Origin of the sequence: Fundidesulfovibrio magnetotacticus (genome assembly GCF_013019105.1) — a bacterium.
Lineage (GTDB): Bacteria > Desulfobacterota > Desulfovibrionia > Desulfovibrionales > Desulfovibrionaceae > Fundidesulfovibrio > Fundidesulfovibrio magnetotacticus.
The window spans coordinates 1-24,938 of sequence record NZ_BLTE01000031.1 but is presented as its reverse complement, the minus strand read 5'-3'; the positions used below and the strand labels follow the sequence as shown (position 1 = coordinate 24,938).

Sequence of the window (24,938 nt, the reverse complement as noted above, 5' to 3'; positions counted from 1 at the left end):
TGGGGTCGATCTGCGAGGGGTCGATCCCCAATTGCCGGGCGTAGGCCCGACGGGTCTGTTCCGGGGTAAGCGGCGGGCGGCCGAAGGGATAGTTCTCCAACGGCCCCGGATCGTCCGGGTGGGGAGTCGCGAAGGGTCCACCCGACGCGGCCCCGTGCCTGACCGGACCCGGACCGGCCGCCTGGACCGGCGGAGCATGGTTCGTCCAAAGGCCACCGGAGAGACCCACCGCAGGACCGGAAGCGGGCTGGATCGCCTCGGGCTACGCCGAGGCAAGAAGGCTGGAACCGAACGGCTTGAACAACATGACGAATCCTCCTGAAAATTTCGGAGGATTGTATCCAGTCAGCTTTCTCTTTCCACCCACATAGCGCTATGTGGGTAAATAAGTGAAAAAACTGCTCGGCGTGCCGAAACAACACGGCCTCCTTGCTCCGCGCCGGAAAGGCGGGACCGTGGAGGCCGACATGTCCGCGCTTCCCGGGCAGACCGGGACGCCGGACGAGGAACTCTCTCGAACCTGCGCGAATCGGGGCTGTCGCGCCGCTCTACTGCACCGCCGCCCCGGCGCGGTGGATGTCCTTTTGCACGTACATGTTGCGGTCGGCCACGGTGAGCAGGGAGTCCACGTCCTCGCCGTCGTGGGGGAACACGCCCGCGCCCATGCTGGCCGAGAGGCTCACGGGCAGGCCGTCCACCTCGCGCACGCGGGCCAGGGCCTCCTGGAGCTTGCGCGCCACCTTCTCGCAGGAGGAGCGCTTCTCCACCGCGTTCAGGATCACCGCGAACTCGTCGCCGCCCAGGCGCGCCAGCACGTCGGATTCGCGCAGGCACTCCAGGGCGATCCTGGTGAACGCCTTGAGCACCGCGTCGCCGAACTCATGGCCGTGGGTGTCGTTGCAGCGCTTGAAATCGTTAAGATCGATATACAGCACGCCGAACCCCCCGCCGTAGCGCCTGCCGCGCTTGCAGGCGTCGGCGAGCTTCTCGGTGAAGAGCCTGCGGTTGGGCAGCCCGGTGAGGAAGTCGTGGTAGGAGAGGTAGGCGATGCGCTCCTCGTCGCGGCGGCGCTCCGTCACGTCGCGCAGCACGGCCACGTGGCCGCGAGCCTGTGTTCCGGCGCCCACGCGCGAGAGCGACATCTGCATCCAGCGCTGCCCGCCCGGCGTCTCCACCGCGAACTCGGACTCGGTCGCCCCGGCCTCCGGGCGGTTGCGGTCCATGGCGCGCAGCAACTCCTCGCAGACCCCGCAGCCCCCTTGCGAGAGATTGCAGACGCTCTTGCCCACCACCTCCTCGCGCGTGCGGCCCATCATCTCCAGGAAGCCCCGGTTGGCGCGCCGCACCGTGAGGGATTCATCGGCGAAGAGCACGCCCACGAGGGAGTTGTCGAAAATGGCGTCCAGCTCGGCCGCCGCGCGCCGGTGGGCGCGGCTGATGCGGTTGATCTTGCGGATCACCCTGCGCATGTTCTTCACCATGCGCGATCGCGACACCGAGTGGCGGTGCAGCAGAAAGGAGATGAACAGGGCCGTGCAGGCCGAAAAGGCCAGGCCCTTGAGCATGGAGATGTCCTTGATGGCCTCGGGCGGCCACGCCTCGAACATATGCCAGGTGAGGGCGTCGGAGCCCAGCACCCAGAGCATGGCCAGAAAAAAATAGAGGGCCGGCAGGAGGAACAGCTTGCCGTCCGAGGCGGAAGGGGTCTTCATGGTCGGTCCGTCTTCTCCCGGGCGAAAAAAAGAAAAGCCGGCGCTCCTCTCGTTGGAGAGGAACCCGGCGGCCCGGCTGTCTCAGGTTGGGGAGATCCGCGGCTTTCCGTCGCCCGCCTCGCGACGGGGTTGGCTTTGCGAGTCGGCATAGGCGCTACCGCAGTCCGGCCCCGGGGTCAACCGGCAAGGCGGGGTTTTGCGTCGCGGATATCGGCTGGCTCGGACAGCCATGCCGCACGGGCATCGCTTCGCCAGCCGCGCGCCGTCGCCTCCCACGTTGCGGGAAGGCGCGCCGGGTGGTAGACGGCGCGCATGAGCCGAGTCACCAAGGCAGACCTCGCGGGCGACCATCAGTTCATCGGCTACCGCCTGCGCGGCTTCCCCCTGCGCTGGCTCAAAATCCTGCACGTGTGCTTCGCCGCGCTCTGGGCAGGGGCCACGGTGTGCCTCACCCTGGTGCAGTACGGGTTCGATCCGGCCAACGGAGCGCAGATGCACGCCTACCGCGCCATCGTCTGGATCATCGACCGCGACGTGGTGGCCCCCTCGGCCCTGCTGTGCATGGTCACGGGGTTCTTCTACTCGGCCATGACCCCTTACGGCTTCGTGAAATACTGGTGGGTGATCCTCAAATGGATCGTCACCGTCTGCTACAACCTCGCGGGATTCCTCGTGCTCTCCCCGTGGCTGGAGCGCATGGCCCGCCTGAGCTGGTTCATGGACCCGGCCGGGCCGGTGCCCGCCGGGTCCATCCTGCTCTCGGCCCTGCAGGGCGTGGTGGCCGCCGTTCAGCTGTGCGTGGTGGCCTTCATGGTGCTCGTCACGGTGTTCAAGCCGTGGGGGCACACCCGCTGGCACGTCTGAGGCCTTCGCCCCCCCTGCCCTTCCCTGTCCGGCCCGGGCCGGGCGCGCGAAGGCCCCCGCGCGCGGAATGCTCGCGGGGGCCTTGCAGAAAGGCGCGGGAGGCCCCGGCTAATCCTTCTCGAAGTCCTGGATGGCGCGGGCAAATCCCTCGGCGGCGTTCTCGATCACCTTGCGGTCCACGCAGAAGGTCAGGCGGAAGTAGCCGGGCAGGCCGAAGCCGGAGCCGGGCACGGCCAGCACGCGCTGGTCGCGCAGCTTGCCCACGAAGGCCACGTCGTCGCCGCCCGGGGCCTTGGGGAAGAAGTAGAACGCGCCCTCGGGCAGGTGGAACTCGTAGCCCGCGTCCGCGAGCACCTTGGCCATGGCCGCCCGGCGGTCCTCGTAGACGGAGGCGTCCACCTGGCTGCCCAGGGCCTTGAGCAGGATGGCCTGCCCGATGGCCGGGGCGTTCACGTAGCCCAGGATGCGGTTGGCGAACACGATGCCCGCCATGAGATCCTCCTTGCCCGGCATGGTGGGGCACACGGCCACGTAGCCGATGCGCTCGCCCGCCAGGGAGAGGTTCTTGGAGAAGGAGCTGGCCACCGCCGTATACGGATAGATGCGCGGCAGCGAGGGCACCGTGGCCCCGCCGTAGGCCAGAAACCGGTACGGCTCGTCGGCCAGGATCAGGATGGGCTTCTCGCGTTTGGCGTTGAGCGCCTTGAGGCCCCGGGCCAGCTCCGTGAGGGCCTCCTCGGAGTAGATGCGCCCCGTGGGGTTGTTGGGCGAATTGAGCATGATCACCCGGGTGCGCTCCGTGACGGCCGCCAGCATGGCGGGCACGTCCAGATCGAACGAGGGGAGCTTGGCGGGCGCGGTGACGAGCTTGCCGCCGTGGTTGCCCACGTAGAAGCCGTATTCCACGAAGTAGGGCCTGGGGCAGAGCACCTCGTCGCCCGGGGTGAGCACGGCCCGGAAGAAGGCGTTGATGCCGCCCGCCGCGCCGCAGGTGAGCAGCAGGTCGTCGGCGGTGAAGGCCATGCCCTGCTCGCGCGAGACCTGTTCGGCCAGGGCCTCGCGCACGTGGGGGTAGCCCGCGTTGGGCATGTAGCCGAAGGCGAAGGGTTCCTGGGCGCGTTCGGCCATCTCGGCCAGGCACTGGCCCACCACGGGGGGCGAGGGCAGGTCGGGGTTGCCCAGGCTGAAGTCGTAGACGCGGTCCGCGCCGTGGAGCTTCTTCATCTCCGCGCCCATTTCGAAAATCCTGCGGATCCAGGAGCCCTTGGACAGGGCGTCCGCGATCTCGGCCGAAAGCAAGGTCATGTGCGTCTCCTTCAGCGTGATGAAGTTTGGCTTCTACCCTGCCGGGGCGCGCACTTCAAGCGCGCGGGAGACGCCTTGACACTCCGGGCGCATCCATTCATAGACTCGCGGATATGCTTCGCGTCACCGAAACATCAGAGATGCTCGCACGCTGCCTGCGCCCGTTCGCCGCCGCGCTGGCCGTTCTGACCGTTCTGGCCGCGCCTTGCCGGGCCGGAGGAGCGCCGGACGACCTGCAGCGTCTCATCGGGGAATTGGAGCAGGCGCAACAGAGGTTCTTCCTTGCCTTCCCGGAGAAATCCAGGCGCACGATCCTTGCCAGATTGGCCGAGGTCAAGCCCGGGGCCGGCTGGCTTGATTGGAACGAATCCGACCTTCCATCATTCAGGCAGAACGATGCGGTGCTGGAACTGCTGCGGGCAGCGGTGGTCCTTGGCTTCGCAGGTCGGGATGATCCTACAGCGCGCCTGGTATTCGCTTCGATCGCAGGACGCCTTCGCGACACTGAGGATTCGGACAGCCTCTGGATCGACGCTGCTCGGCGCGGAGTGGGCTCTGTCGCGAAGACGCCTGAGGCGCAAGACATGTTCCGCAATTTCGAAGACCAGAGCCAAACACTCCGGCAACTCCTGACGCAAGCTCGACATATCCTGGCTGTCCGGGCCAATGACGGCGGACCGCCCCCGGGCGGCCCGCCGCTTTTGGCCGAGCGCTGGCCAGCCTATGAACGGCTGATCCGCGAGGTCGCCACGTTGACCGCCCAGGCCCTTCGGATGGAGACTACGTACGGCCCCCGCATATCCAGAAACTGGCCAGCGCGCCTGCGAACTGTTCACGCCTGGGCAACGTGGCGTGGCGACATTCTTGGCATGGCCTTGGCAGCCAGGCTAACACCCGCAAGCCCGAATCAGGCCTTGGTCTTCGTCGAGTCGTTCACCGAAGAGGCCGGATGGGCGCTGGAAACCGTTCTGCACGACACCTGCTGGGATGACTATGGACACAAGCCGTTCCCACCAGCGGAGCAGTGGATTGCAAAACGCCTCCAACGGATGATTGATCGCTACCACGGAGCCCTGGACAAGCAGAACCATGCCCTCAACAGCGCGGCCTTCCACTGGCTTCATGATCGATGACCAGCGTCATTTGGTGCTGCCATCCCATTGCCCGGGAAACATCTCCTGGACGTACCGCCGGGCTGTTTCCGTCCATGCGTCTCCTCTCTTGATGCCATACGGCCCCTGGTTGTATCCTGCCTCTGACTTGAAAGGATTTCCTTTCTCGACATTGAAGGACATCCTTGAATACATTGAAGAAACCATGCTATTGAAACCTGGGTCCTCCATGGCTTTCCGGAAAGTTTGCACATGTTCCTGCGACCTGAGGTTCCCGTATTTGTCTCGAGGACCAAAGTCGAACCCCGCGTCGTAGGCTGCGTTGGGCCGAACCTGACCTAGCCCTGCCGCCTGAGAGCCAGACACCCAGGCGTCCGCCTTGCCCTTGGACTCCACGGACACCTTGTTGGCGGCGTACTGGTCCGGGAAGCCGAAGTAGCGCGCCCAGTATTCCGCCGCGTCCTTGTCCGACCCTTTGGGCGGGCCGTAGTTGCTTGAGGGGGGCTTCATGTTCTCGTAGACATCCTTCACCGCCTTGGGCGCCGTCGAGGGGTTCAGCGGATACTTCTTGTTGAAGTCCATCAGAAAACCCGAGAGCTTCTCCGGGTCTTTCACCCAGCCAAGGTGCTCGGGCAGGATCGGCCCCTTTCCTGCGTCCTGCGGCCCCCTGCCGGACGCGGCGGACTCCTCGCCGCCTCCCTCCAACTGGTCCCCGCCGGGGCCTTGCGCTCCTCCGGACTTGTCATACACATGCTCCGCGAAGCTGAAGCCCTCCGGGTTCATGGATGATCCGTTGGTGGGGTCCTCCCCTCCCTGCCCCTGCCCGGCGGCCTGGCTGCCGTCGTCCAAAGCCCATTCGCTCATGTCGTTTCTCCTTTTGCTTGGTGTGCGTTCCGTTCGGCCTCCCAAGGTCGGCAGCCAGGAACCGAACCGGGGAGATCGTGAAGATTGTATGCACAAAAGAATTTATGTCAACACAATATCTTAAAAGGAATACACACCCCGCCAATTCCCCCTTGCCATCCCGCGCCCGAGGCGCTATAGGCCCAGCGCCTCGATTGAAAACCGCGCCCACGGGCGTCCATCATGCGTTGCCGGCCCCGCCGCCTTCGGCGGATTGACGATCGAACCCGCTTCCCAAGCGAGACCAGTCCATGAACCACGTTCCCGAAATCCTCTCCCCCGCCGGCGACGCCCACAGCCTCCTAGCCGCCCTCTCCGCCGGGGCCGACGCCGTGTACCTCGGCCTCAAGCACTTCTCCGCCCGCATGCAGGCGGAAAACTTCTCCGTGGGCGAACTGGCCCGCCTGGTGGCCCTGGCCCGCTCCATGGACCGCAAGGTCTACGTGGCCATGAACACCTTCCTCAAGCCCGGCGAGGAAGTGAAGGCAGGACGCCTCATGGACCGCCTGGCCCGCTCCGTGAAGCCCCACGCCCTGATCATCCAGGACCTGGGCGCGGCCGACGTGGCCCGCCAGGCCGGGTTCGAGGGCGAGCTGCACCTCTCCACCCTGGCCAACGTCTCCTCGCCCACGGCCCTGGCGATGATGCCCTCGCTGGGCATCAGCCGCGTGGTGCTCCCGCGCGAGCTCAACGTGGACGAGATGCGCCAGATGGCCGAGGCCTGCCCCGAGGGCGTTTCCCTGGAGACCTTCGTGCACGGCGCGCTGTGCCACAACGTCTCGGGCCGCTGCTGGTGGTCGAGCTTCCTGGGCGGCAAGAGCGGCCTGCGCGGGCGCTGCGTGCAGCCCTGCCGCCGCGTGTTCGCCCGCAAGGGCATGCCCGGGCGCTACTTCTCCTGCCAGGACCTCTCCCTGGACGTGCTGGCCAAGGCCCTGCTCACCATGCCCCAGGTGAAGGCCTGGAAGATCGAGGGCCGCAAGAAGGGCCCCCACTACGTCTACTACGTCACCACGGCCTACCGCATCCTGCGCGACGCCCCGGACGACCCCCACGCCAAGAAGGCCGCCATGGACTACCTGGGCCAGGCCCTGGGCAGGCCCGCCACCCACTACACCTTCCTGCCCCAGAAGCCGCGCAACCCCGTGGACGCCCTCTCCCAGACCGGCTCCGGCCAGATGGTGGGACGCCTCTCCATGAGTGCCGCCCGCAAGTATTTCGTGAACCCCCGCCAGGAGTTGCTCCCCGGCGACCTGCTGCGCCTGGGCTACGAGGACGAGCCCGGACACCAGGTGGTGCGCATCTCGCGCCACACCCCAAAGAGCGGCCGCTACGACCTCACCCTGGCCGGCAAGGGCAAGGAGCGCCCCCGCGCGGGCATGAGCGTCTTCCTCATCGACCGCCGCGAGCCCGAGCTGATGCGCCGCATCCAGGGGCTGGAGGACAAGCTGCGCAAGCTCCCCGACGCGCCCGCGCCGGAATCGACCTTCGAGCCCGTGATGCCCAAGCCCTTCAAGCTGGCCCGGGGCGTGAAGCCCGAGAGCGTGCACATCTGGCGGCAGCCCCCCAAGGGACCGGCCAAGGGCGCGGCGGGCGTGTGGGTTTCGGCCACCAAGACCCAGCACCTGCCCCTGGGCCGCGCGGCCTCCACGTGGTGGTGGCTGCCCCCCGTGGTGTGGCCCAACGAGGAGAAGGACTTCCTGGACATCCTGGAGATCATCCTCAAGCGCGGGGGCAAGCGCTTCGTGCTCAACGCCCCCTGGCAGCTGGGGCTCATGGGCCGCAAGCGCCGCGAGATGCTCCTGTGGAGCGGCCCCTTCGCCAACGTGACCAACGTGCTGGCCCTGGGCAAGCTGCGCGACATGGGCTTCGACGGGGCCGTGGTCTCGCCGGAGCTCTCCGGCGCGGAGCTGCTGGCGCTGCCCAAACAGAGCCCCCTGCCCCTGGGCATCGTGACCCACGGCCTCTGGCCCCTGGGCGTGAGCCGCACCATGACCCAGGACGTGAAGTCCTGCGAGCCCATCGTGAGCCCCAAGGGCGAGATCTGCTTCGTGACCCGCTACGGCCAGAACTTCTGGATCTACCCCAACTGGGAGATGGACCTGCGCGAGAAGGAAGAAGAGCTGGCCCGCGCGGGCTACGTGCAGCTGATCCACCTGCGCGAACCCATGCCCGCCAGCATCGAGCGCAAGGAGCGCGGCGGCGTGTTCAACTGGGATATCGGGGTGTTGTAGAGCGAAGAACCCTTCGGGGACTGGAGAGGGCGCTGCCCTCTCCAGACCTCACCCGCCAGGGGGATGATCCCCCTGGACCCGCATTTGCTTCGCGGGTTTCACCGGCGCGGACGGCAGTGGGAGGTTATGGCTCCAGCCGCGTCACGCCGGGCACGCCTGAAAGGTGCTTCCTGTCGTACGAGTAGATCTCCGTGACGCCCTGCTCGGCCATGCGCGCCAGCAGCCAGGCGTCCACGAAGTCCAGGCGGGTGGTCCGGTAGGTTTGCAGGGCGGCGCCCGCGAGGTCGCCGCCCCGCCCTCAGCCCGCCTTGACCAGGTGCACCAGCACCCGCTGGCCCACCACGTCGGAGCTGCGGTGGGACTTGAGCGAGCGCGCCCGCTTGAACCCGTGGCCCGCGCTCAGGGCGAAGAGCTCCGGCAGCTGCACCTCGCCCACCTCCACCACGGCCTGCGAGCAGGACGTGAAGATGTTCTCGCACACCGCGCGGAAGTCCGACACGCGGTGCAGCACGTTGAGCGCGAACACCACGTCGAAGGTCTCGGTGAAGGGGTCCTCGGAGTTCGCGGCCGCGAAGCGCGCCTTGGAGCCCCGCGCCCGGGCCACCTCCCGGGCCACGTCGATGGAATGCGCGTCGATGTCCACGCCCAGGGGCGCGGCTCCGGCCTCCTCCAGCTTGAACGTGTAGTAGCCGTGCATGCAGCCGATATCCAGGGCCGTTTTCCCGGCCAGGTCCACCCCCATGGCGCGGATGTTGGCCCAGGACTTCTGGGAGTCCGTGAAACCATGGATCACCACCGTGCCTTCCACCTCCACGCGCTGGTAGAAGGGGTTGTACGCGCCGGACTCCGCGATGAAGCGGATCAGGTCCCCGTATTTGTCGGGCAGGTCCGGGTGTCTGGCGTTTTGCAGTTCGCGCGCCCGGGCCAGCACGTCCTCGGCGGAGTCCACCACCACAAAGCCGGGCAGGGGCTGCTCCAGGAAGGTGCAGAAGCCCTTCTCGTATTCGTGCTTGAGCAGGCTCAGGGCCTGGGGGTCGCGGTACTTGGCGGCCTGCTTGGCCAGCTGGGCCTGGCGCAGGAGGTACTGCCGCTGGCGCGTCTCCTCGTCGGGGTTGAGGTAGAAGCATGAGAGGATCGCGTATTCGCCGTAGGCGCTGAACAGGGCGTGCCGGAAGGCATCGAAGATGTGGGGGTGGCTTACGCGGCTCCCCTCCAGGAGCAGGTTCGCGTAGCGCTGCTCCCGCACCTGGCGCAGGAACACGTCCTTGAACGCGGCCGTCACGGCGGGCTGGGGCTGGCGCAGGTCCGGGACGGTCAGGCCCAGCCGCCCGGCCACCTCGACATTCACGGTGTCGAGGTTCAAGGGCGCGTAGCCCAGTTCGTCCCGCAGGCGCGCGGCCAGGGTGGACTTGCCCGCGGCCGGAGGCCCGGCGATCACCAGGGCCTTGGGGGAGTGCTCGTAGCGCATGGGGTCAACCCTCCGTCGGTGGGGGCCGGAACGCGGCCCGGACAGGCCAGGGCGCTCCGCCGTTTTCGGGGGGACGGGAGCGCCCGCCCGAGCTTCGCGCGATCAATCCTTCTGGAGCGGGATCAGGGCGAACTCGCCGCACACGTCCTCGGCCTGGGTCTCGGGCCAGACGGCCACGAAGGACTTGCCCCGCAGGGATTCGATGTTCTCCACCAGCGGCCTCGGCGCGTGGCGCTTGCAGTAGCCCCATTCGCCCTTGGCCATCTCCTCGGGAGGACAGTAGCGGCGCTCGCTGGGGATGGGCCCCTTCCAGTAGCGGCAATTCTTGCATTTGGTCTTTCTCATGGCGCGGGCCATTCCTCCAGCTTCAGTTGAAACACCGCGGGCCAGTTCTTGCCCGTCACGTAGAGCCTCTTCGCCGCCGGATCCCAGGCGACTCCGTTCAAGTCCGACTCCCGGGGCAGGCCCGGCAGGCGAGCCCGCAGGGGCGCGCAGGCGATCCAGGCGGCCACCTTGCCCGTGGCGGGCGAGACGACGGCGATGCGATCATCGTGCCAGACGTTGGCAAGTATCCAGCCTTCGGCCCACTCCAGCTCGTTGAGCCGCTCCACGGGCCGGTTGCGGTCGGTGACGGCCACGCTGCGCCCGGGCTTGAAGGTCAGCGGATCGCGCCAGGTGAGCGTCGGGGTTCCGTCGCTGGTCACCAGTCCGAAGGGCGTGGCGGCGATGCCCCAGCCCTCGGTTTCCAGGGGCAGGGAACCCCGGGGCTCCAGGGTTGCGGCGTCGTAGAGCAGCACGAGGCGCTGACGCCAGGTGAGCTGGTAGAGCACGCCGCCCAGCAGGGCCAGCCCCTCGCCGAAGTGGTTGCGGTCCAGCTCGCGCCGGGCCAGCACCTTGCCGGTGGCCGGGTCCACGCGGCGCAGGGTGGACTGCCCGTAGAGCCCCGTGCTCTCGAAGAACTGCCCCTGCGCGAAGAGCAGGCCCTGGGTGAAGGCTTCCTCGTCGTGGGGGAGCGTGGCCGTGACGGTGTAGGACAGCTCGCGCGCGCGGGCGGGCCGGTCCGGGGCAAGGCAGAGGACGAGCGCGAGGGCCAGGACGGCGAAGGATTGCAGGGTGCGTGTCACGGCGCGAGGGTGCCTCGTGGGAGAGGGAGTCGCCCGGCGGCAGGGCGCGGACGCTTCACGGGGGTAGCGCATCCCGGCGCGTCCATCAAGGACGCCCCCGCCGCGAAACCTCGAAGACCTTCTTGACTGACGGAAGATGATGGACATTCTTTCATGAAGTGTCCACGTAACGTCCAGGACAACTCCCGCGACCTGGAGCATAGAGCGATGCGTCTGGCCGGACCAGACAAAGGAGGACACCATGTACGCACTGCTGAAAAAGACCCTGTTCGCCCTGCTGGCCGCCGCGCTGTTGGCGGGCGTCGGGCAGGCCCAGGCGAAAACGTTGGATGCGGGCACGTTCTACCTTGAACCCAAGGTGGGCATCTACGGCAACTCCAACAGCCGCGTGAGCTCCATGTTCACCTACGGCGCGGAGGCCGGGTTCTTCGTCATCGAGGGTCTTTCCTTCGGCGTGGAAGGCCTGGGCTATGTGATCACCCAGAAGCGCAACCCCTGGTGGAACGGCAACGGCAACTACGAGACCGTGAACGCCTTCAGCCCCATCGCCATCGTGCGCTACCACTTCGTCAACGAGGACAAGTTCAACGTCTTCGGCGGCATCGGCCTGGGCGGCTTCTTCTCCCAGGTGCCCGTGCCGAGAGACGGCTACTCCTCCAACCTTACGGAGATCGCGGAACTGGGCATGAACATGTTCCTCACCGACCACGTGAGCGTCCAGCTGGCCGGACGCTGGCAGCACATCGGCCCCTACTCCAGCCAGGGTTCGGACAACTGGGGCGGCAACCTGGCCGTGAAGTACGCCTTCTAGCACCCCCCTCCCCCCTCCTTCGAACCGGGGCCGCCTGCCGCGAAGCGGCCCCCTCCCTCCTCAGGCCCCCGCAAGGGGGCCTTCTTTTGGTCGGGGCGCAATGCGCCGGATGCAATCGCCACCCGGCCAGGGGCCTTTCGCTTTCGCGCGAAAGGCGCTATAAGCACTGCGCCGCTTCGCGCGGTCTGCCCGGAAAACCCTCACAACGGCTGATCATGGACAACACCACAGACACCCCCCAGACCCCGGACGAATTCGAGACCCTCATCCAGCCCGAAGCGCAACTCCCCGAGATCACTCCGGAAGAGCTGCCAGAATCCCTGCGCGCCGCCATGGCTCGGGCCGGATGGGAGAAGCTCATGCCCGTCCAGTCCAAGTCGCTGCCCTACCTGCTCCAGGGGCAGGACCTCATGGTGCAGTCGCGCACGGGCAGCGGCAAGACCGGGGCTTTCCTCATGCCCATCTACCACCTGCTGGATCAGAACCTGGCCCAGACCCAGGCCCTGATCCTCTGCCCCACCCGCGAACTGGCCAAGCAGGTGGCCATGGACGCCGAGATGCTCTTCGGCGACACTGAACTCAAGGTGGCAACGGTCTACGGCGGCGTGGGCTACGGACCCCAGACCGACGCCCTGCGCGCAGGCGCGCACCTGGTGGTGGGCACCCCGGGGCGCATCCTGGACCACCTGCTGCGCCGCAACCTGACCCTGGACGGCATGCGCGTGCTCGTCTTCGACGAGGCCGACCGCATGCTCTCCATCGGGTTCTACCCGGACATGAAGGAGATCAAGCGCTACCTGCCCAAGCGACGCGTCTCCACCTTCCTCTTCTCGGCCACCTATCCGCCCCACGTGCTGCGCCTGGCCGAAGAGTTCATGGACCACCCCAACTTCCTCTCGCTCTCGGCCAAGCAGGTCCACGTGGCCGACATCCTGCACCAGTACATCGAGGTGCCCGGCCTGGACAAAGACCGCACCCTCGTGCGCCTGATCGAGATCGAAAACCCCTCCTCGGCCATCATCTTCTCCAACACCAAGGCCAACGTCCACTACATCGCCGAGGTGCTCAAGGGCTTCGGCTACGACGCCGAGGAGCTCTCCGCCGACCTCTCCCAGGCCATGCGCGAGCACGTGCTCCTGCGCCTGCGCAAGCGCACCCTGCGCTTCCTGGTGGCCACCGACGTGGCCGCGCGCGGCATCGACATCCCCGAGCTCTCCCACGTCTTCCAGTACGAGCCCCCCGAGGACCCCGAGTCCTACGTGCACCGCGCGGGCCGCACCGGACGCGCCGGGGCCTCCGGCACGGCCATCACCCTGGTGAACATCATGGAAGAGCTGGCCATGAAGCGCATCGGCCAGCGCTTCGGCATCGACCTCCTCAAGCGCCCCGTGCCCACCGACGAGGAGGTCTCCGCCGTGGTCTCCGAACGCCTCACGGCCCTGCTCGAAGCCGAACTGCGCGCCGTGCCGGCCCTCAAGAAGGTGCGCCTGCAGCGCTTCCTGCCCCTGGCACAGGAACTGGCCGCCTCCGAGGACGCCTCGCTCCTGGCCATGCTCCTGGACGAGCGCTACCAGTCGAGCCTGCACGCCATACCCGAAACCCCGGAAGGAGCGCCCCTTGAAACCCGCAGGGAACGCCCCCGGGACCGCGACCGCGACCGCGACAGGGACCGCCGGGACCGGGAGCGCGACAGGGACCGCGACCGCCGCGACAGGCCCCGCAGCGAGGCCCGCCCCGAAACCCGCGCAGAAGACAGGCCCCGCGCCCAGGTCCAGGAAGACCCCGCCCCCGCGCAGGACCGCCTCCAGGACCCCGAGCCAAACGCCGCCGCTGACCAGGGCGAAGGCGAGGCCCCGCGCCGCAAGTCGCGCCGCCGCTCCCGGGGCGGACGCAAACGCTCCGGCGGCGAGGGCTCCGCCCCCGAAAGCGTCGGCGCGCCGGGCCAGGACAGTGCGCCCTCCGGCGGCGCGCAAGCGGCCGAGGCCGAACTCGCGCCCTTCACCGCCGAATCCCTCTTCCCGGACGATCCCTTCTTCCAGTCCGCGCCCCTGTCCGAGCAAGCCCCGCCCGAGGTCCGGACCGACGGCGAAGGCGAGGCCCCCGAGGGCCAGGAGCCCCAGGGCGAGGTGAAGAAGAAGCGCCGCAGGCGGCGCAGGAGCAGGAAAAAACCCGCCGAGGGCCAGGAGGCCCAGGGCGGCCAGGAAGAGGCGCCCGAGGACTTCGACGACGAACCCGGCAACGAGCCCGAAGCCCAGGCCGCGGACGCCGTCGGCGAGGCCCCCGCCCAGGAGGCTGGCGCGGAGGCGAAGCCTTCCCGCTCCCGGCGCGGACGCGGACGCGGCACACGCTCCGAGCCCCGCGAGGAGGCCCAGCCCCAGGAGCCCCGGCGCATCTCCAAGGCCGAGGCCCGCGAGGGCGCGCCCACGAAGAAAACCGTGGAAATCGAATACAAGCCCGACGAGTACAAGGGCATCGAATGGGATTGACGCACACCGCCCCGCCGCGCCTCCCCTGAGGCGCGGCGGGGCTTGCGCGCGCATCAGGCCTTCGTCAGCTTCTCCATCAGCGCGCCCAGGGCGTCCGCCGCTTGGCGCAGGCGGTTCAGCACGCTGCGCGCCTTTTCCATGGCCCCGGCCGTTTCCTCGGCCATCCGGCTGATCTCCCCGAAAGACCGCGACACCTCGGCGCTGGCCCCCCGGTGCTCGGCCATGGCCTCTCCGATGGAGCGGATGTTGACCGAGGAGGCCTGGCTAAGCTCCACGATGCCCTTGAGCGCTGTCCCGCCCGAGTCCACCTGCACGGCCACGCGGCTGATGGCCTCCACCGTCTCGTCCACGCCTTCCCCGCTGGCGGCAGTGCCCGCCTGGATGCCCCCGATGGCCTCCTCCACCTCGCGGGTGGCGGTCATGGTCTTTTCGGCAAGCTTGCGCACCTCGTCGGCCACCACGGCGAAGCCGCGCCCGGCCTCTCCGGCGCGGGCGGCCTCGATGGCCGCGTTGAGTGCCAGAAGGTTCGTCTGGTCGGCGATGTCCGAGATCACGGTCATGACCCTGCCGATCCCCCCCGCCTTGCTGGAGAGGTCGGCCATGCTGGCCTTGAGGGCCGAGGCCCTGGCCTGGATGTCGTGGATGGAGGCCACAACCCCGGCGATGACCTCCGCGCCTTCCCGGGCCTTCATGCGGGCGTCCTCGGCCGTGGCCTCGGCCTCCCCGGCGCAGCGGCCCGCATGGCCGCTGGCGGCCTCCACGTGTTCCATGACTCCGGTGGTGGCCTCCACACGCTCGCGCTGGGCCTGGGAGTCGGCGCTGGCCCGGGTCACCTCGGCGTCGAGTTCGCGGAAGGCTTCCAGCAGCCCGGCCACGATCTCCTCCAGCCTGCCCGCCGCCTCGCGCATGCCCTCGCTGCGCGCCAGCTCGGCCAGGGATCTGGCCTGCTGCGCCTCCCGCACCGCCTCTTCGGCCCTGGACGCCTGCTGGGCGGCCTCCCGCGTCTTGGCCTCCGAGAGGTCTATCTTCTCCTTGAGGGTGTGCACCATGGATTCGAGGCTGCCCTTGAGCTGCTCCAGTTCCGCGATGAAGCGGCCCTCGGGGCGTACGCCCAGGTTGCCTCCCGAAACCTCCCCTGCGAAGGCCACCAGCGCGGCCAGGGGCCTGCGGATGTTGCGCGTGATGAGATAGCCCACCACCGCCGCCACGCACACGGCGGAACCCAGGGCCGCCAGGGCCGTCGCCTGGCCCGAGGCCATGGCCGCGCGAGCCTGGCCGATGCTCTGGGCGATGCGGGCGTCGTTGGCCGCGATGAGCGCGTCCAGGCTCGCCAAAAGCGCGTCCCCCGAGGTCTGCACGTCCACGGCGGCCAGGGCCAGCACCTCCACAGTGAGCAGCACGTCGGAGGTGTCGCGGCTCCACTCGTCCAGGGTTTCGTCCAGCTTCCGGGCCACTTTGAGGAAGGCGGCCTGGGCCTGGAGGAAGCGCTCCCAGCCCGGGTCGGCGCCGGTCCCGTAGCCCAGCTCCTTGAGCCGGACGGAGGCTTTGTCCAGGGCCGCCGTGTTGGCCTCGTAGCCGGCCTTCTGGGCCTGGAGGAACTCCTGGCGCGCGGCCGGGATGAGCCGGGCGCGCAAGGCCGCCACCACCTCCCGCGCGGCGAATCGGGCGTCCTTGAGAGCCGCGAGGCAGGCCATGTCCGGCCCGGCGATGCGTTCCAGTTCGCCGCCGAGGGTCGTGGCGTTGCGGTGCCCCGCATACCAGACCAGGACGGACAACGCCACGATCACCGCATATCCGGCGTAGACGCGCGCGCTGATGCTCAGATTGCGCATGGACCTCACTCCCGTCTTGTGTGCGCGGGGGCCGCGCCCCGACGGAAATTCGCCAGGGCGCGGCCGTGCCGACTATTTCTGATAAGCGCCGCAGCCGAAGAGCATGCCGTCAACCTTCTCCAGGTACATGCTCTTGGGCTCGATCTGCTTCGAGACGGGATTGGCGAACTTGTAGTCCTGCCAGAAGGAATCCTTGGTCTTGCCCAGCTCCACGCGCTCTTTGACGAAGAACTTCCCGTCCGGGTCACGCAGTTCCATGAGGTTCTTGCCGATCTGCTTGGCGTTGGCCCCGTGGGCAAGGCAGTTGCCTTCCATGTCGTAGACCACGATGTAGAGGTCGCGGTCGGTGAAGCCGCCGTCCTTGGCGTTGAAGTCCGCAAAGGCCTTCTCCTTGCCCACGCTCTTGTAGTGGGCAACGGCCTTCTTCACCAGGGCCACGGCCTCGTCCTTGGTCCCGGCCTGCTGGGCCAGGGCGTTGACGGCGAACAACGACAAAATCAGGGCGAACACGATGCCGGTACGTCTCATGGGAAGCCTCCTTTAGGTGTGGCAGGGCCGCCTGGAAGAAGCCCCGGGGCGGTAGACGGCCTGTTGTTGCGCTCCTCACGGTCCCGCGCGGGCGCGGGACGACACGTCACATTGCAAGCCTGCGCTCGCCTTCGGGCGTGAGCGCGTAGCGTCCCGCCTCCCCGCGCGCCAGGCCCGCCGCCTCCAGCGCGCGGGCGGCCATGCGCGCGCGGTAGACCGGCAGGCCCACGGCCGCAGCCGCGGCCTCGGGGGTTGCGTGGACCGCAAGCCCGTCCAGCACGCGCCTTCCCAACTCCGTCAGTTCCCCGTTGGGTTTGACGCAGGCCACCTCACAGGCTCCGGGTGCAGAAGAACCAGTCCTTGCATTCCGTCCCGGTTTCGTGGGCGCGTTCGTCCGCGCCATCCTGCGTGCGCGGCGCGGGCACGATCACCTTGTCGCCGGGCCGCCAATTCGCGGGGGTGGCCACGCCGTGGGCGTCGGTGGCTCGAAGCGCCTCCACCAGGCGCACGATCTCCTCGGTGTTGCGCCCCGTGGTGAGCGGATACCAGACCACCGCGCGCACCTTCTGGGCAGGGTCGATGACGAAGACGCAGCGGGATGTCTCGGTGCGCGACTCGCCCGGCATGATCATGCCGTAGAGCCGGGCCACGTCCATGGAGAGGTCGGCAACCACGGGAAATTCCACGCGCACGCCGAAGGTCTCCTCGATGCGGCGCACCCAGGCGATGTGGGAGAACACGGAGTCGATGGAGAGGCCCAGCAGTTCGCAGTCCAGGGCGCGCAGGCGCTCGTGCACGCCCGCGAAGGCCATGAACTCGGTGGTGCAAACGGGAGTGAAGTCGGCGGGATGGGAGAAAAACACCAGCCAGGAGCCCTTGTAGTCCTCCAGGCGGATCACGCCTTGCGTGGATTCGGCCTCGAAACCGGGGGCGGGATCGCCTATGCGGGGCAGCCCTGGCGGGCAGGGGGCGTGGTCCATGGGGCCTCCTGGGAGACGGGTCTAGTCGGACCCATACCCCGGGAGAAGCCCCGCGTCCACACTCAGACGAGACTTGCCAGCACGATGCGCGCGATTTCCCCCGCGCGCTGATCGTCGCGCACCTTCCGGCCCTGGGTGGTGCGCACGAAGAAGGCGTCGAAAACCTCCAGACCCTGGGTGTCGATCTTGGCGGCGTGCACGTCCAGGCCCAGGGAGTCCAGGGCCACGGCCAGGTCGTAGAGCAGCCCCAGGCGGTCGGCGGCGCGCACCTCCACCACGGTGAAGTAGTCGCTGGCCTCGTCGTTCACCTCCACCCAGGGTTTGATGCCCAGGTCGGGGGTTTTGGGGGCAAGGGGCGAGGCGCGCTTCTCCTGGATGCGGTAGTCCAGGGAGAGCTTGCCGGTGAGCGAGTAGCGCACCGCGCGGCGCACCCGGGCCCAGAGTTCGTCGGGGTAGAGGGTGTCGGGCGGGTTGGCGGTCTGGTAGTGGTGGATTTCGGTGTTGTCGCTCCAGAGGAAGAAGTCGGCGGAGCGGATGTTCACCCCGTGCAGGGCCAGCACCCCGGCCATGGCCGCGAAGAGCCCGGGCTGGCGTTTGGCCGCCAGGGTGACGCCCCAGCCGTCGGCCAGGCGGTCCACCTCGATGGCCACCACGCCCTTGCCGGCCACCGTGGAGGGGCGCATGCGGAAATCCTCCTCCAGGGCCTCCTCCAGGCGCGAGACGAGCCGAAGGTCGCAGAGCACGTCGCCCTCGCCCCGGCTGAGGAGATAACGCGGGGGCATGGCGTCCAGGCAGGCCTCCACGCGCTCCTGGCTGAAGAGGCATCCGGCCTTCTCGCGCAGCGTGTCGCGCAGTTCCAGGAGGGGCCTGGCCCCGCCGGGGCCGAAGAGCGTGCAGCCAGCCAGCAGCGTGCGGATACGCCGGTAGAGCCCGCCGATGAGCCCGGCCTTCCAGTCGTTCCAGGCCGAGGGGCCCGTGGCCAGGGAATCGGCCATGGTGAGCAGCAGGAGCATGTCCAGGCGTTCCGGGGTGCCGGTGCGCTGGGCGCAAGCGGCCAGCACGTCGGGGTCTGAGATGTCGCGGCGCATGGCGGTGTCTGCCAGCAGGAGGTGGCGCAGCACCAGGAAGCCCACGGTGGAGACGGCCTCGTCGTCCAGGCCCAGCCGCGTGAGCACCGCTCGGGCGATCTCGGCCCCCTTCTCGGAGTGCGCGCCGCCCTGGCCCTTGCCCACGTCATGGAAGAGCGCGCCCAGCAGGAGCAGCTCCGGCCTTTCGAGCCCGGAAAAGATCGGGTGGTAGGGGTGTCCGGGCAGGGCCGCCTTGCGGATCTCCAGGATGGTTTCCAGGGTGTGGCGTCCCACGGGGTGGATGTGGAAGACGTCGTACTGCACCATGTCCTGCACGCGGCCGAACTCGGGGATCATGGCCCCCAGGGCCCCGGTCTCGAAGAGGTCGGCCAGGGCCTGGCCCGCGCGGGGCTCCTTGAGGGCCTTTTCCAGAAGCGCAAGGATGCGCGCCCCGCCCTGGTCCGTGGCCGCGAAGCTCTCCAGCTCCGGCAGGCCGGCCTGGATGGCGCGGCGCGCGGGCAGGGCCAGGGGTTCGCCCAGGCGCAGGGCGTGGCCGAACATGTCGAAGACGTTCTCGGGATGCGCGCGCTCGGGCGCGCCCTGGAAACCGAGCCCGCCGGGAGTGAGGAGCACGCCGCCGCCCAGGGGCCGCACCGTGCCGGGCTGGCCGCCCGGCGCGGCCAGGAGCGGCCACAGGGCGCGGTGCAGCGTGCGGATCTCGGCCATCACCCGGTGCAGCTCCGCCAGGAAGACCTCCACGTCGAGCATCCCTTCGTGGGCCTTGTAGCCCAGGGGACCGGCCAGGGCGCGCTGGGCGTCCAGGCTCAGGCGGTCCTCCTTGCGGTTCTCGAGCAGGTGCAGTCGGTTGCGCACGGCCAGCAGGAAGCGCAGGTGGCCTTCGAGCACGTCCAGCCATTCCAGGGGCAGCCCCCGGCCCTCGGCCGCGTCCAGCTGGTGGAGCCAGCGCACCTGGTGCACGTCGCGCAGGCCGCCCAGGCCTTCCTTGAGATTGGGCTCCAGCATGCCCGAAGCGTCGCCGTGCACCACGGCGCGCCGGGAGTTCTGCCCGGTGAGCCACTCCTTGAAGGGGACGGCGCGCCCGGGGAGGAGCTTTTCGTCGCGTCGGGCGATGAAATCGGCGAAGACGGCCTCGTCGCCGGCCAGGAAGCGGGCGTCCAGGAGCGAGGCGAAGACCTGCCAGTCGGTCTTGGCCAGCTTGAGGCATTCGCCCGTGGCGCGCACGCCGTGGCCCAGTTCCGCGCCCAGGTCCCACAGGGGGAAGAAGAGGGCCTGGGCCAGGGCCTTGGCCTCTTCGGGCACGCGGTCCTTGTAGAGGATGAGCACGTCGATGTCCGAGCGGGGGCAGAGCTCCCCGCGCCCGTAGCCCCCCACGGCCGCCACGGCGCAGTGGGCGCGGACCGGCTCGATTTCAGCAAGCCGGGATTTGAAATAGGCGTCGAAGAGGTCGGAGAGGTCTTGGCAAAGGCCGTTTGCCGGGGCTTCGAAGAGCTTTTTGCGCTTTCTGTCCAGCGCGCGGGCGGCCTTGGAGGGGGATGGGGGCATCGTGAAAAGGGGCGGGGGCCGCCTGCGCGGCCCCCGCCCGATGCGAGCGTTAGATGGCGTCCTTGCCGGTTTCGCCGGTGCGGATGCGGACCACGTCCTCCACGGGGGTGATGAAGATCTTGCCGTCGCCCACCTCTCCGGTGCGGGCCGCGCCTTCCACGGCCTTGAGCACGGCGGGGACCAGGGCGGCGTCGATGACCAGTTCGATCTTGATCTTGGGCACGAAGTCCACCTGGTACTCGGCGCCGCGGTAGATCTCCTTGTGTCCGCGCTGGCGGCCGAAGCCCTTGACCTCGGAGACGGTCATGCCCTTGACGCCCGCGTCGGTGAGGGCCTTCTTGATGTCTTCCAGCTTGTAGGGCCGGGTGATGATTTCGATCTTGCGCATGGTTGACCTTCCTTAGTTCTGATAGCCGGTTTCGCCGTGCTGGCTCACGTCGAGGCCCTTCACTTCGTCTTCCTCGGAGCAGCGGACCTTCACGATGGCGTTGACGATGCCCAGGATGATGAGGGTGCCCACGAAGCAGAAGGCCCAGGTGGCAACCACGGAGATGAACTGCGTCCAGACCAGCTCGGCGTTGCCGTAGAAGAGGCCGTCGTTGCCCAGCTCGTTGACCGCCTTGGTGGCGAAGAGGCCGGTGGCCAGGGCGCCCCAGGTGCCGCCCAGGCCGTGCACGCCCACCACGTCGAGGGCGTCGTCGTACTTGAACATGTGCTTGAGGTTCACGCCGATGTAGCAGACCACGCCGCCCACCAGGCCGATGATGATGGAGCTCATGGGGGTGACGAAGCCGGCGGCCGGGGTGATGGCCACGAGGCCGGCCACGGCGCCGGAGGCCAGGCCCAGGGTGGTGGGCTTGCCGCGGTGCATCCACTCCGCCACGATCCAGGAGAGGGAGGCGGCGGCGGCGGCCAGGTGGGTGGTCACGAAGGCGGTGGAAGCCAGGCCGCCGGCGGTGAGGGCGGAACCGGCGTTGAAGCCGAACCAGCCGAACCAGAGGATGCCGGCGCCGAGGATGGTCATGGGCAGGTTGTGGGGGATGAAGGGCTCACGTCCATAGTTCTTGCGCTTGCCGAGGAAGAGCACGAAGGCCAGGGCCGAAGCGCCGGAGCTCATGTGGACCACCGCGCCGCCCGCGAAGTCCAGCGCGCCCAGGCTGGCCAGCCAGCCGCCGCCCCACACCCAGTGGGCCAGCGGGTTGTAGATGAAGATGCCCCAAAGCAGGGAGAAGAGCAAGAAGGCGCTGAAGCGGATGCGCTCCGCGAACGCGCCGGAGATGAGCGCCGGGGTGATGACGGCGAACATCATCTGGAAGGCCATGAAGGCCAGGTGGGGAACGGTGTTGGCGTAGGTCTCGTGAGGGGTCTGCCCCACACCGTTGAGCCCGAAGAAGTCCATGCCGCCCACGAGGCCGCCGATGTCGGTGCCGAAGGCCATGGAGTAGCCCAGCACGGCCCACTCGATGGAGATCAGGCCGATGATCACGTTCGAGTGCATGAGGGTGCCCAGAACGTTTTTCGAGCGGACCATGCCGCCGTAGAAGAGGCCCAGGGCCGGGGTCATGAGCAGCACCAGGGCCGCCGAGATGAGGATAAATGCAGTGTCCGCCGCGTTCATCAGAGAATCCTCCTGTTTTCAGTGGTGGCCCCGGCGGGGCCGTCCCGCCGGGGCCGGGTGCTTCCCGCACGCCGTCCGGAAGTTGCCTGCCTGCCCAGTCCTGTGCGGGCAGCACGGCTCGACAATTAACGCCGCTTTTACACTTTTGCAAGTTTTTTCTGGAAATGCCCCCCGATGAAATAATCTGTTCAAAAATGTCGCCATCCCCCTGAATCCATGTTAACCAACCGTTAAAATTTGATTTTATTTTCAAGCGCTCGCGCGGCGGATACTGCCATTTTTTTACAGCAATCGCAATTTTTTCTCATTTGAAACCAAAGAGCCTCGGACTCTTCAAAAACGGACCACAATCGTCGACCCGCTGGACCCACTGCCCACTATCCCTTAGAAATATGCTGCCCGCCGCCCGGATTCGGTGTATGGGGGATTCATGAGCGAACCTCGGGAAACGCCCAGAACCATCCTCACCGTGGACGACGACCCCGCCGTCCGCGCCACCCTCGTGGCCTGGATCGAGGACGCGGGGCATCGCCCCCTGGAAGCCTCCAGCGGCCTGGAGGGCCTGGAACTCCTCGCCTCGCAATCACCCGACCTTGTGCTGCTCGATCTGCGCATGCCCGTCATGGACGGCCTCACCTTCCTGGAAGAAAAAAACGCCCGGAACGACGACACCCCCGTCATCGTCATCTCCGGGCGTTCCGACATGCAGGACGCCATCCGCGCCTTCCGCTTCGGCGCGTGGGACTACCTCACCAAGCCCATCGAGAGCTTCGACCTCCTGGGCCACGCCGTCTCCGCCGTGCTCGAACGCCGCGAACTGGCCCGCAAGGTCCGCCAGGCCGAAGACCGCTACGCAAACCTCGTGCGCAACCTCCCCCTGGTGGTTTTCAGCCTCGATGAACGCCTCGAACTGCAGTTCGTGAACATGGCCTGCCGCAGCATGCTGGGCTTCACTCCCGAAGAAGCCCTGGCGGAACCGGGATGGCTGCCCGCGCGCATCCACCCCGACGAACGCCCCGTGGTGACCCGCCTGCTCCAGCAGGCCCTGGCCGACTGCTCCGTCACCTTCTCGCGCACCTGCCGCATGCTCCACCGCTCCGGGCGCGTGGTCCACGGCATCCTCAAGTCCATCCCCCAGGCCGACTGCGAGCCGGGAGTGGCGCGCCCCGGCATCGAGGGCGTCATCCTGGACATCACCGACCGGCTCATGCTGGAAAAATATCTGGTGCAAAAGGAAAAGGTGAAAACCCTTGGCGCAATCTCCGCCGAGGTGGCCCACGAAATACGCAACCCCCTCATGTCCATCGGGGGCTACGCCCGGCGTCTCCAGCAGAAGCAGCCCGGCCTGACCGAGGCCGCCATCATCCTCGACGAGGCCCGCAGGCTGGAAAAACTCCTGGACCGCATCCGGGACTACCTCACTCCCGTGAAGTCCCACCGGATGCGCATCAACCTGGCCGACGTGGTGATCCGGGGCCTGGAACTGCTGGCCCCCTCCCTGGAGGCCAACGACGTGCACCCCCGCGTGGAACTGGACCGGGACAGCGCCCTGGTGGAGGAAGACCCGGACATCCTGGCCCAGATCGTCATCGACCTCATCCGCGCCACCCAGGCCGCCCTGGCCCCCAAGGGCGAGATGTGGCTGCGCTGCTTCGCCGGCGAGCGCTTCCTGAACCTGGAGGTCGGCGGCGATCAGGCCCGCCCCGTGGAGGATGTGGAGAAGCTCTTCCTGCCCTTCGACGAGGGCGGCGAATCGGTGGGCCTGGCCTCCTGCTACAGGATGCTGCGCTCCATGGGCGGCTCGCTCACCTTCGAACAGAAGGACGGCAAGGGCCTCTTCACCATGAGCGTGCCCCGCGCCGCGCAACTGAACGCGCCCGCCCAGGGCTAGATTCCCATTTCGTCAACAACGGTCGCTTTTCAAAAATGAAAGGGGCGGCCCCCCGGCGGCCGCCCTCGTTCCATTCGGCAGGCATTGCGCCAGCCCGTCTCCAACCCCCCGGACTAGTTGCCCGAGGCGCGCAGCAGGTTCCCCTCGATGCGCCGAAACAGCGGATTGTCCCGCCCGAGCTTACCCTCAACCAGCTCCAGCGCCTGCCAGAACTGGCCCGAGGCATCCAGCGGACGACCGGCCAGCAGGTGCACCAGCCCCAGGTTGTTGCGCAACTTGGCCACGTACATCTTCGATCCGCACCGGTTGGCCAGGTCGATGCCCTTCTCCAGCAACCGCTCAGCGACGCCGTAGTCACCGGCCTGGCAGGCCGCCATGCCCTCACGGTTGAGGCGCGTCAGCGCGCTCGCCCGGCACGACCCCTTGCACCCGCCGGATGAGCACGACGGCTTGCTATCGGTCGAAACGTTGTTGACGAAACTGGCAAACATCGCCTTGGGCGATCCCTTGGATCCGATGGATGTCTTGAGGGTCATGGCGCACTCCTTCACGGCCTCTCGTGTGCCGTTGAAAGACATTTAATGAGAATGAATTTCAATGTCAATAGTCGCTTCGTTTTTTCCGCTCGCCATGCTACCCGCTCGTAATGCGAACCATCCCCTGGACCGTGCACCGCCACACGCCGCCCCTGGAACGACTGGCCCGGCTCATACCCTGCGCGCGCTTCGTCGTGGACGGCGGCGCGCACAAGGGCCGCACCGTGGAACGCTTCCTCGACGCCTGGCCCACCGCCCGCGTGCTGGCCTACGAACCCCAACCACGGCTCGCCCGCAAACTCGCCAAGCGCTTCGCCCACAACGAATCCGTCCAGGTGCGCCAGGCCGCCCTGGGCTCAGCCACCGGACGACTGGAACTCAACGTCCTGGAACGGCCCACCTGCTCCTCGCTTCTGTGCCCCTCCGGCATCCGCGAAAAGCACGTCGGCAAATCGCTGGAACTCACCGAACGCGTGGAAGTGGACATCGTACGCCTGGACGCGGAAACCGCCGACGCCCCGGACATCCTCAAGCTGGACCTCCAAGGCTACGAACTCGAAGCCCTGCGCGGCGCGCAACTCCTGCTGCCCCGCGTCGCCGCCGTGCTCTGCGAAGTGTCCTTCACACCCCTCTACCAGGGACAACCCCTCGCCTGGGACCTGGCAGACTGGATGGCCACGCAAGGCTTCCGCCTGGAAGCACTCTACGACCCCTGGACCTGCCCGGACGGCTCCATGCCCTCCGCCGACGCGCTCTTCCTGCACGACTGAAATGTGATGCGGACAGGCCGCCGGGGAAGACGACCCCGGCGGCAGGGCGGTCGGAGAATATGCCTCCGGCGGGCAAAGGGCTACGCCCTCTGCACTCCCACTCCGCTTCGCGGGCTTCACCGGCAAGGACTGTGTTG

General features: G+C 67.9%; 21 protein-coding genes and 1 riboswitch. Of the genes, 7 read left to right on the top strand and 14 right to left on the bottom strand.

What is annotated here, in order from left to right; all coding sequences use genetic code 11:
* Positions 1 to 548: 548 nt before the first annotated feature.
* Positions 549 to 1,712, bottom strand: a complete 1,164-nt coding sequence (locus tag NNJEOMEG_RS19810; RefSeq protein WP_173087211.1) for a diguanylate cyclase domain-containing protein — start codon at positions 1,710 to 1,712, stop codon at positions 549 to 551.
* A 63-nt stretch (positions 1,713 to 1,775) separates the two neighbouring features.
* Positions 1,776 to 1,856, bottom strand: a riboswitch (cyclic di-GMP riboswitch).
* A 168-nt stretch (positions 1,857 to 2,024) separates the two neighbouring features.
* Between NNJEOMEG_RS19810 and NNJEOMEG_RS19805 the strand changes: the two genes are divergently transcribed.
* Entirely contained in the window at positions 2,025 to 2,576 is a 552-nt protein-coding gene (locus tag NNJEOMEG_RS19805; protein WP_173087210.1) for a hypothetical protein, read from the top strand.
* A gap of 108 nt (positions 2,577 to 2,684) precedes the next feature.
* Here NNJEOMEG_RS19805 and NNJEOMEG_RS19800 read toward each other — a convergent pair whose 3' ends face one another.
* A complete protein-coding gene (locus NNJEOMEG_RS19800; protein ID WP_173087209.1) occupies positions 2,685 to 3,881 on the bottom strand; it encodes a pyridoxal phosphate-dependent aminotransferase in 1,197 nt (398 codons plus the stop codon).
* 113 nt (positions 3,882 to 3,994) lie between these two features.
* On the opposite strand from NNJEOMEG_RS19800, the gene NNJEOMEG_RS19795 reads away from it, so the two are divergent.
* A complete protein-coding gene (locus tag NNJEOMEG_RS19795; RefSeq protein WP_173087208.1) occupies positions 3,995 to 5,014 on the top strand; it encodes a hypothetical protein in 1,020 nt (339 codons plus the stop codon).
* A gap of 6 nt (positions 5,015 to 5,020) precedes the next feature.
* Here the strand turns inward: NNJEOMEG_RS19795 and NNJEOMEG_RS19790 are convergent, their stop codons facing one another.
* Positions 5,021 to 5,857 (bottom strand): lysozyme family protein, encoded by an 837-nt coding sequence (locus NNJEOMEG_RS19790; RefSeq protein WP_173087207.1) that lies wholly within the window; start codon positions 5,855 to 5,857, stop codon positions 5,021 to 5,023.
* 290 nt (positions 5,858 to 6,147) lie between these two features.
* On the opposite strand from NNJEOMEG_RS19790, the gene NNJEOMEG_RS19785 reads away from it, so the two are divergent.
* On the top strand, positions 6,148 to 8,127 hold the full coding sequence (locus NNJEOMEG_RS19785) for a peptidase U32 family protein (protein WP_173087206.1): 1,980 nt from the start codon (positions 6,148 to 6,150) through the stop codon (positions 8,125 to 8,127).
* Between the two features lie 298 nt (positions 8,128 to 8,425).
* Here the strand turns inward: NNJEOMEG_RS19785 and NNJEOMEG_RS19780 are convergent, their stop codons facing one another.
* The 3 genes from NNJEOMEG_RS19780 to NNJEOMEG_RS19770 all read right to left on the bottom strand — a co-directional run bounded on the left by NNJEOMEG_RS19780 (position 8,426) and on the right by NNJEOMEG_RS19770 (position 10,719).
* Entirely contained in the window at positions 8,426 to 9,595 is a 1,170-nt protein-coding gene (locus NNJEOMEG_RS19780) for a methyltransferase (protein ID WP_173087205.1), read from the bottom strand.
* Between the two features lie 102 nt (positions 9,596 to 9,697).
* Positions 9,698 to 9,940, bottom strand: a complete 243-nt coding sequence (locus NNJEOMEG_RS19775) for a hypothetical protein (protein ID WP_235957049.1) — start codon at positions 9,938 to 9,940, stop codon at positions 9,698 to 9,700.
* Entirely contained in the window at positions 9,937 to 10,719 is a 783-nt protein-coding gene (locus NNJEOMEG_RS19770) for a glutaminyl-peptide cyclotransferase (RefSeq protein WP_235957048.1), read from the bottom strand. Before NNJEOMEG_RS19770 ends, NNJEOMEG_RS19775 begins: the two co-directional genes overlap by 4 nt.
* A gap of 241 nt (positions 10,720 to 10,960) precedes the next feature.
* Between NNJEOMEG_RS19770 and NNJEOMEG_RS19765 the strand changes: the two genes are divergently transcribed.
* Positions 10,961 to 11,530: a hypothetical protein gene (locus tag NNJEOMEG_RS19765; protein WP_173087202.1), complete on the top strand. Its 570-nt coding sequence runs from the start codon at positions 10,961 to 10,963 to the stop codon at positions 11,528 to 11,530.
* A 215-nt stretch (positions 11,531 to 11,745) separates the two neighbouring features.
* Entirely contained in the window at positions 11,746 to 14,016 is a 2,271-nt protein-coding gene (locus NNJEOMEG_RS19760) for a DEAD/DEAH box helicase (protein ID WP_173087201.1), read from the top strand.
* A 53-nt stretch (positions 14,017 to 14,069) separates the two neighbouring features.
* Here NNJEOMEG_RS19760 and NNJEOMEG_RS19755 read toward each other — a convergent pair whose 3' ends face one another.
* From NNJEOMEG_RS19755 to NNJEOMEG_RS19725, 7 genes are all read right to left on the bottom strand, one after another.
* Positions 14,070 to 15,848 carry a methyl-accepting chemotaxis protein gene (locus tag NNJEOMEG_RS19755; protein WP_173087200.1) on the bottom strand — a complete coding sequence of 593 codons (1,779 nt, stop codon included), beginning with the start codon at positions 15,846 to 15,848 and terminating at the stop codon, positions 14,070 to 14,072.
* A 72-nt stretch (positions 15,849 to 15,920) separates the two neighbouring features.
* Positions 15,921 to 16,376 carry a cache domain-containing protein gene (locus NNJEOMEG_RS19750; RefSeq protein ID WP_173087199.1) on the bottom strand — a complete coding sequence of 152 codons (456 nt, stop codon included), beginning with the start codon at positions 16,374 to 16,376 and terminating at the stop codon, positions 15,921 to 15,923.
* A gap of 106 nt (positions 16,377 to 16,482) precedes the next feature.
* Positions 16,483 to 16,704 (bottom strand): hypothetical protein, encoded by a 222-nt coding sequence (locus NNJEOMEG_RS19745; protein ID WP_173087198.1) that lies wholly within the window; start codon positions 16,702 to 16,704, stop codon positions 16,483 to 16,485.
* A 1-nt stretch (position 16,705) separates the two neighbouring features.
* Positions 16,706 to 17,356, bottom strand: a complete 651-nt coding sequence (locus tag NNJEOMEG_RS19740) for a peroxiredoxin (RefSeq protein WP_173087197.1) — start codon at positions 17,354 to 17,356, stop codon at positions 16,706 to 16,708.
* A gap of 62 nt (positions 17,357 to 17,418) precedes the next feature.
* Entirely contained in the window at positions 17,419 to 19,986 is a 2,568-nt protein-coding gene (glnD, locus tag NNJEOMEG_RS19735) for a [protein-PII] uridylyltransferase (RefSeq protein ID WP_173087196.1), read from the bottom strand.
* Positions 19,987 to 20,035: 49 nt separating this feature from the next.
* Positions 20,036 to 20,374: a P-II family nitrogen regulator gene (locus tag NNJEOMEG_RS19730; protein WP_173087195.1), complete on the bottom strand. Its 339-nt coding sequence runs from the start codon at positions 20,372 to 20,374 to the stop codon at positions 20,036 to 20,038.
* A 12-nt stretch (positions 20,375 to 20,386) separates the two neighbouring features.
* Positions 20,387 to 21,604, bottom strand: a complete 1,218-nt coding sequence (locus NNJEOMEG_RS19725) for an ammonium transporter (RefSeq protein ID WP_173087194.1) — start codon at positions 21,602 to 21,604, stop codon at positions 20,387 to 20,389.
* Positions 21,605 to 22,034: 430 nt separating this feature from the next.
* Here NNJEOMEG_RS19725 and NNJEOMEG_RS19720 point away from each other — a divergent pair, with 430 nt between their 5' ends.
* Positions 22,035 to 23,495 (top strand): response regulator, encoded by a 1,461-nt coding sequence (locus tag NNJEOMEG_RS19720; protein WP_173087193.1) that lies wholly within the window; start codon positions 22,035 to 22,037, stop codon positions 23,493 to 23,495.
* Positions 23,496 to 23,608: 113 nt separating this feature from the next.
* Here NNJEOMEG_RS19720 and NNJEOMEG_RS19715 read toward each other — a convergent pair whose 3' ends face one another.
* Positions 23,609 to 24,031, bottom strand: coding sequence for a tetratricopeptide repeat protein (locus tag NNJEOMEG_RS19715; protein ID WP_173087192.1), 423 nt, complete (start codon positions 24,029 to 24,031; stop codon positions 23,609 to 23,611).
* A gap of 110 nt (positions 24,032 to 24,141) precedes the next feature.
* Here NNJEOMEG_RS19715 and NNJEOMEG_RS19710 point away from each other — a divergent pair, with 110 nt between their 5' ends.
* On the top strand, positions 24,142 to 24,801 hold the full coding sequence (locus tag NNJEOMEG_RS19710; protein ID WP_173087191.1) for an FkbM family methyltransferase: 660 nt from the start codon (positions 24,142 to 24,144) through the stop codon (positions 24,799 to 24,801).
* Positions 24,802 to 24,938 lie beyond the last annotated feature (137 nt).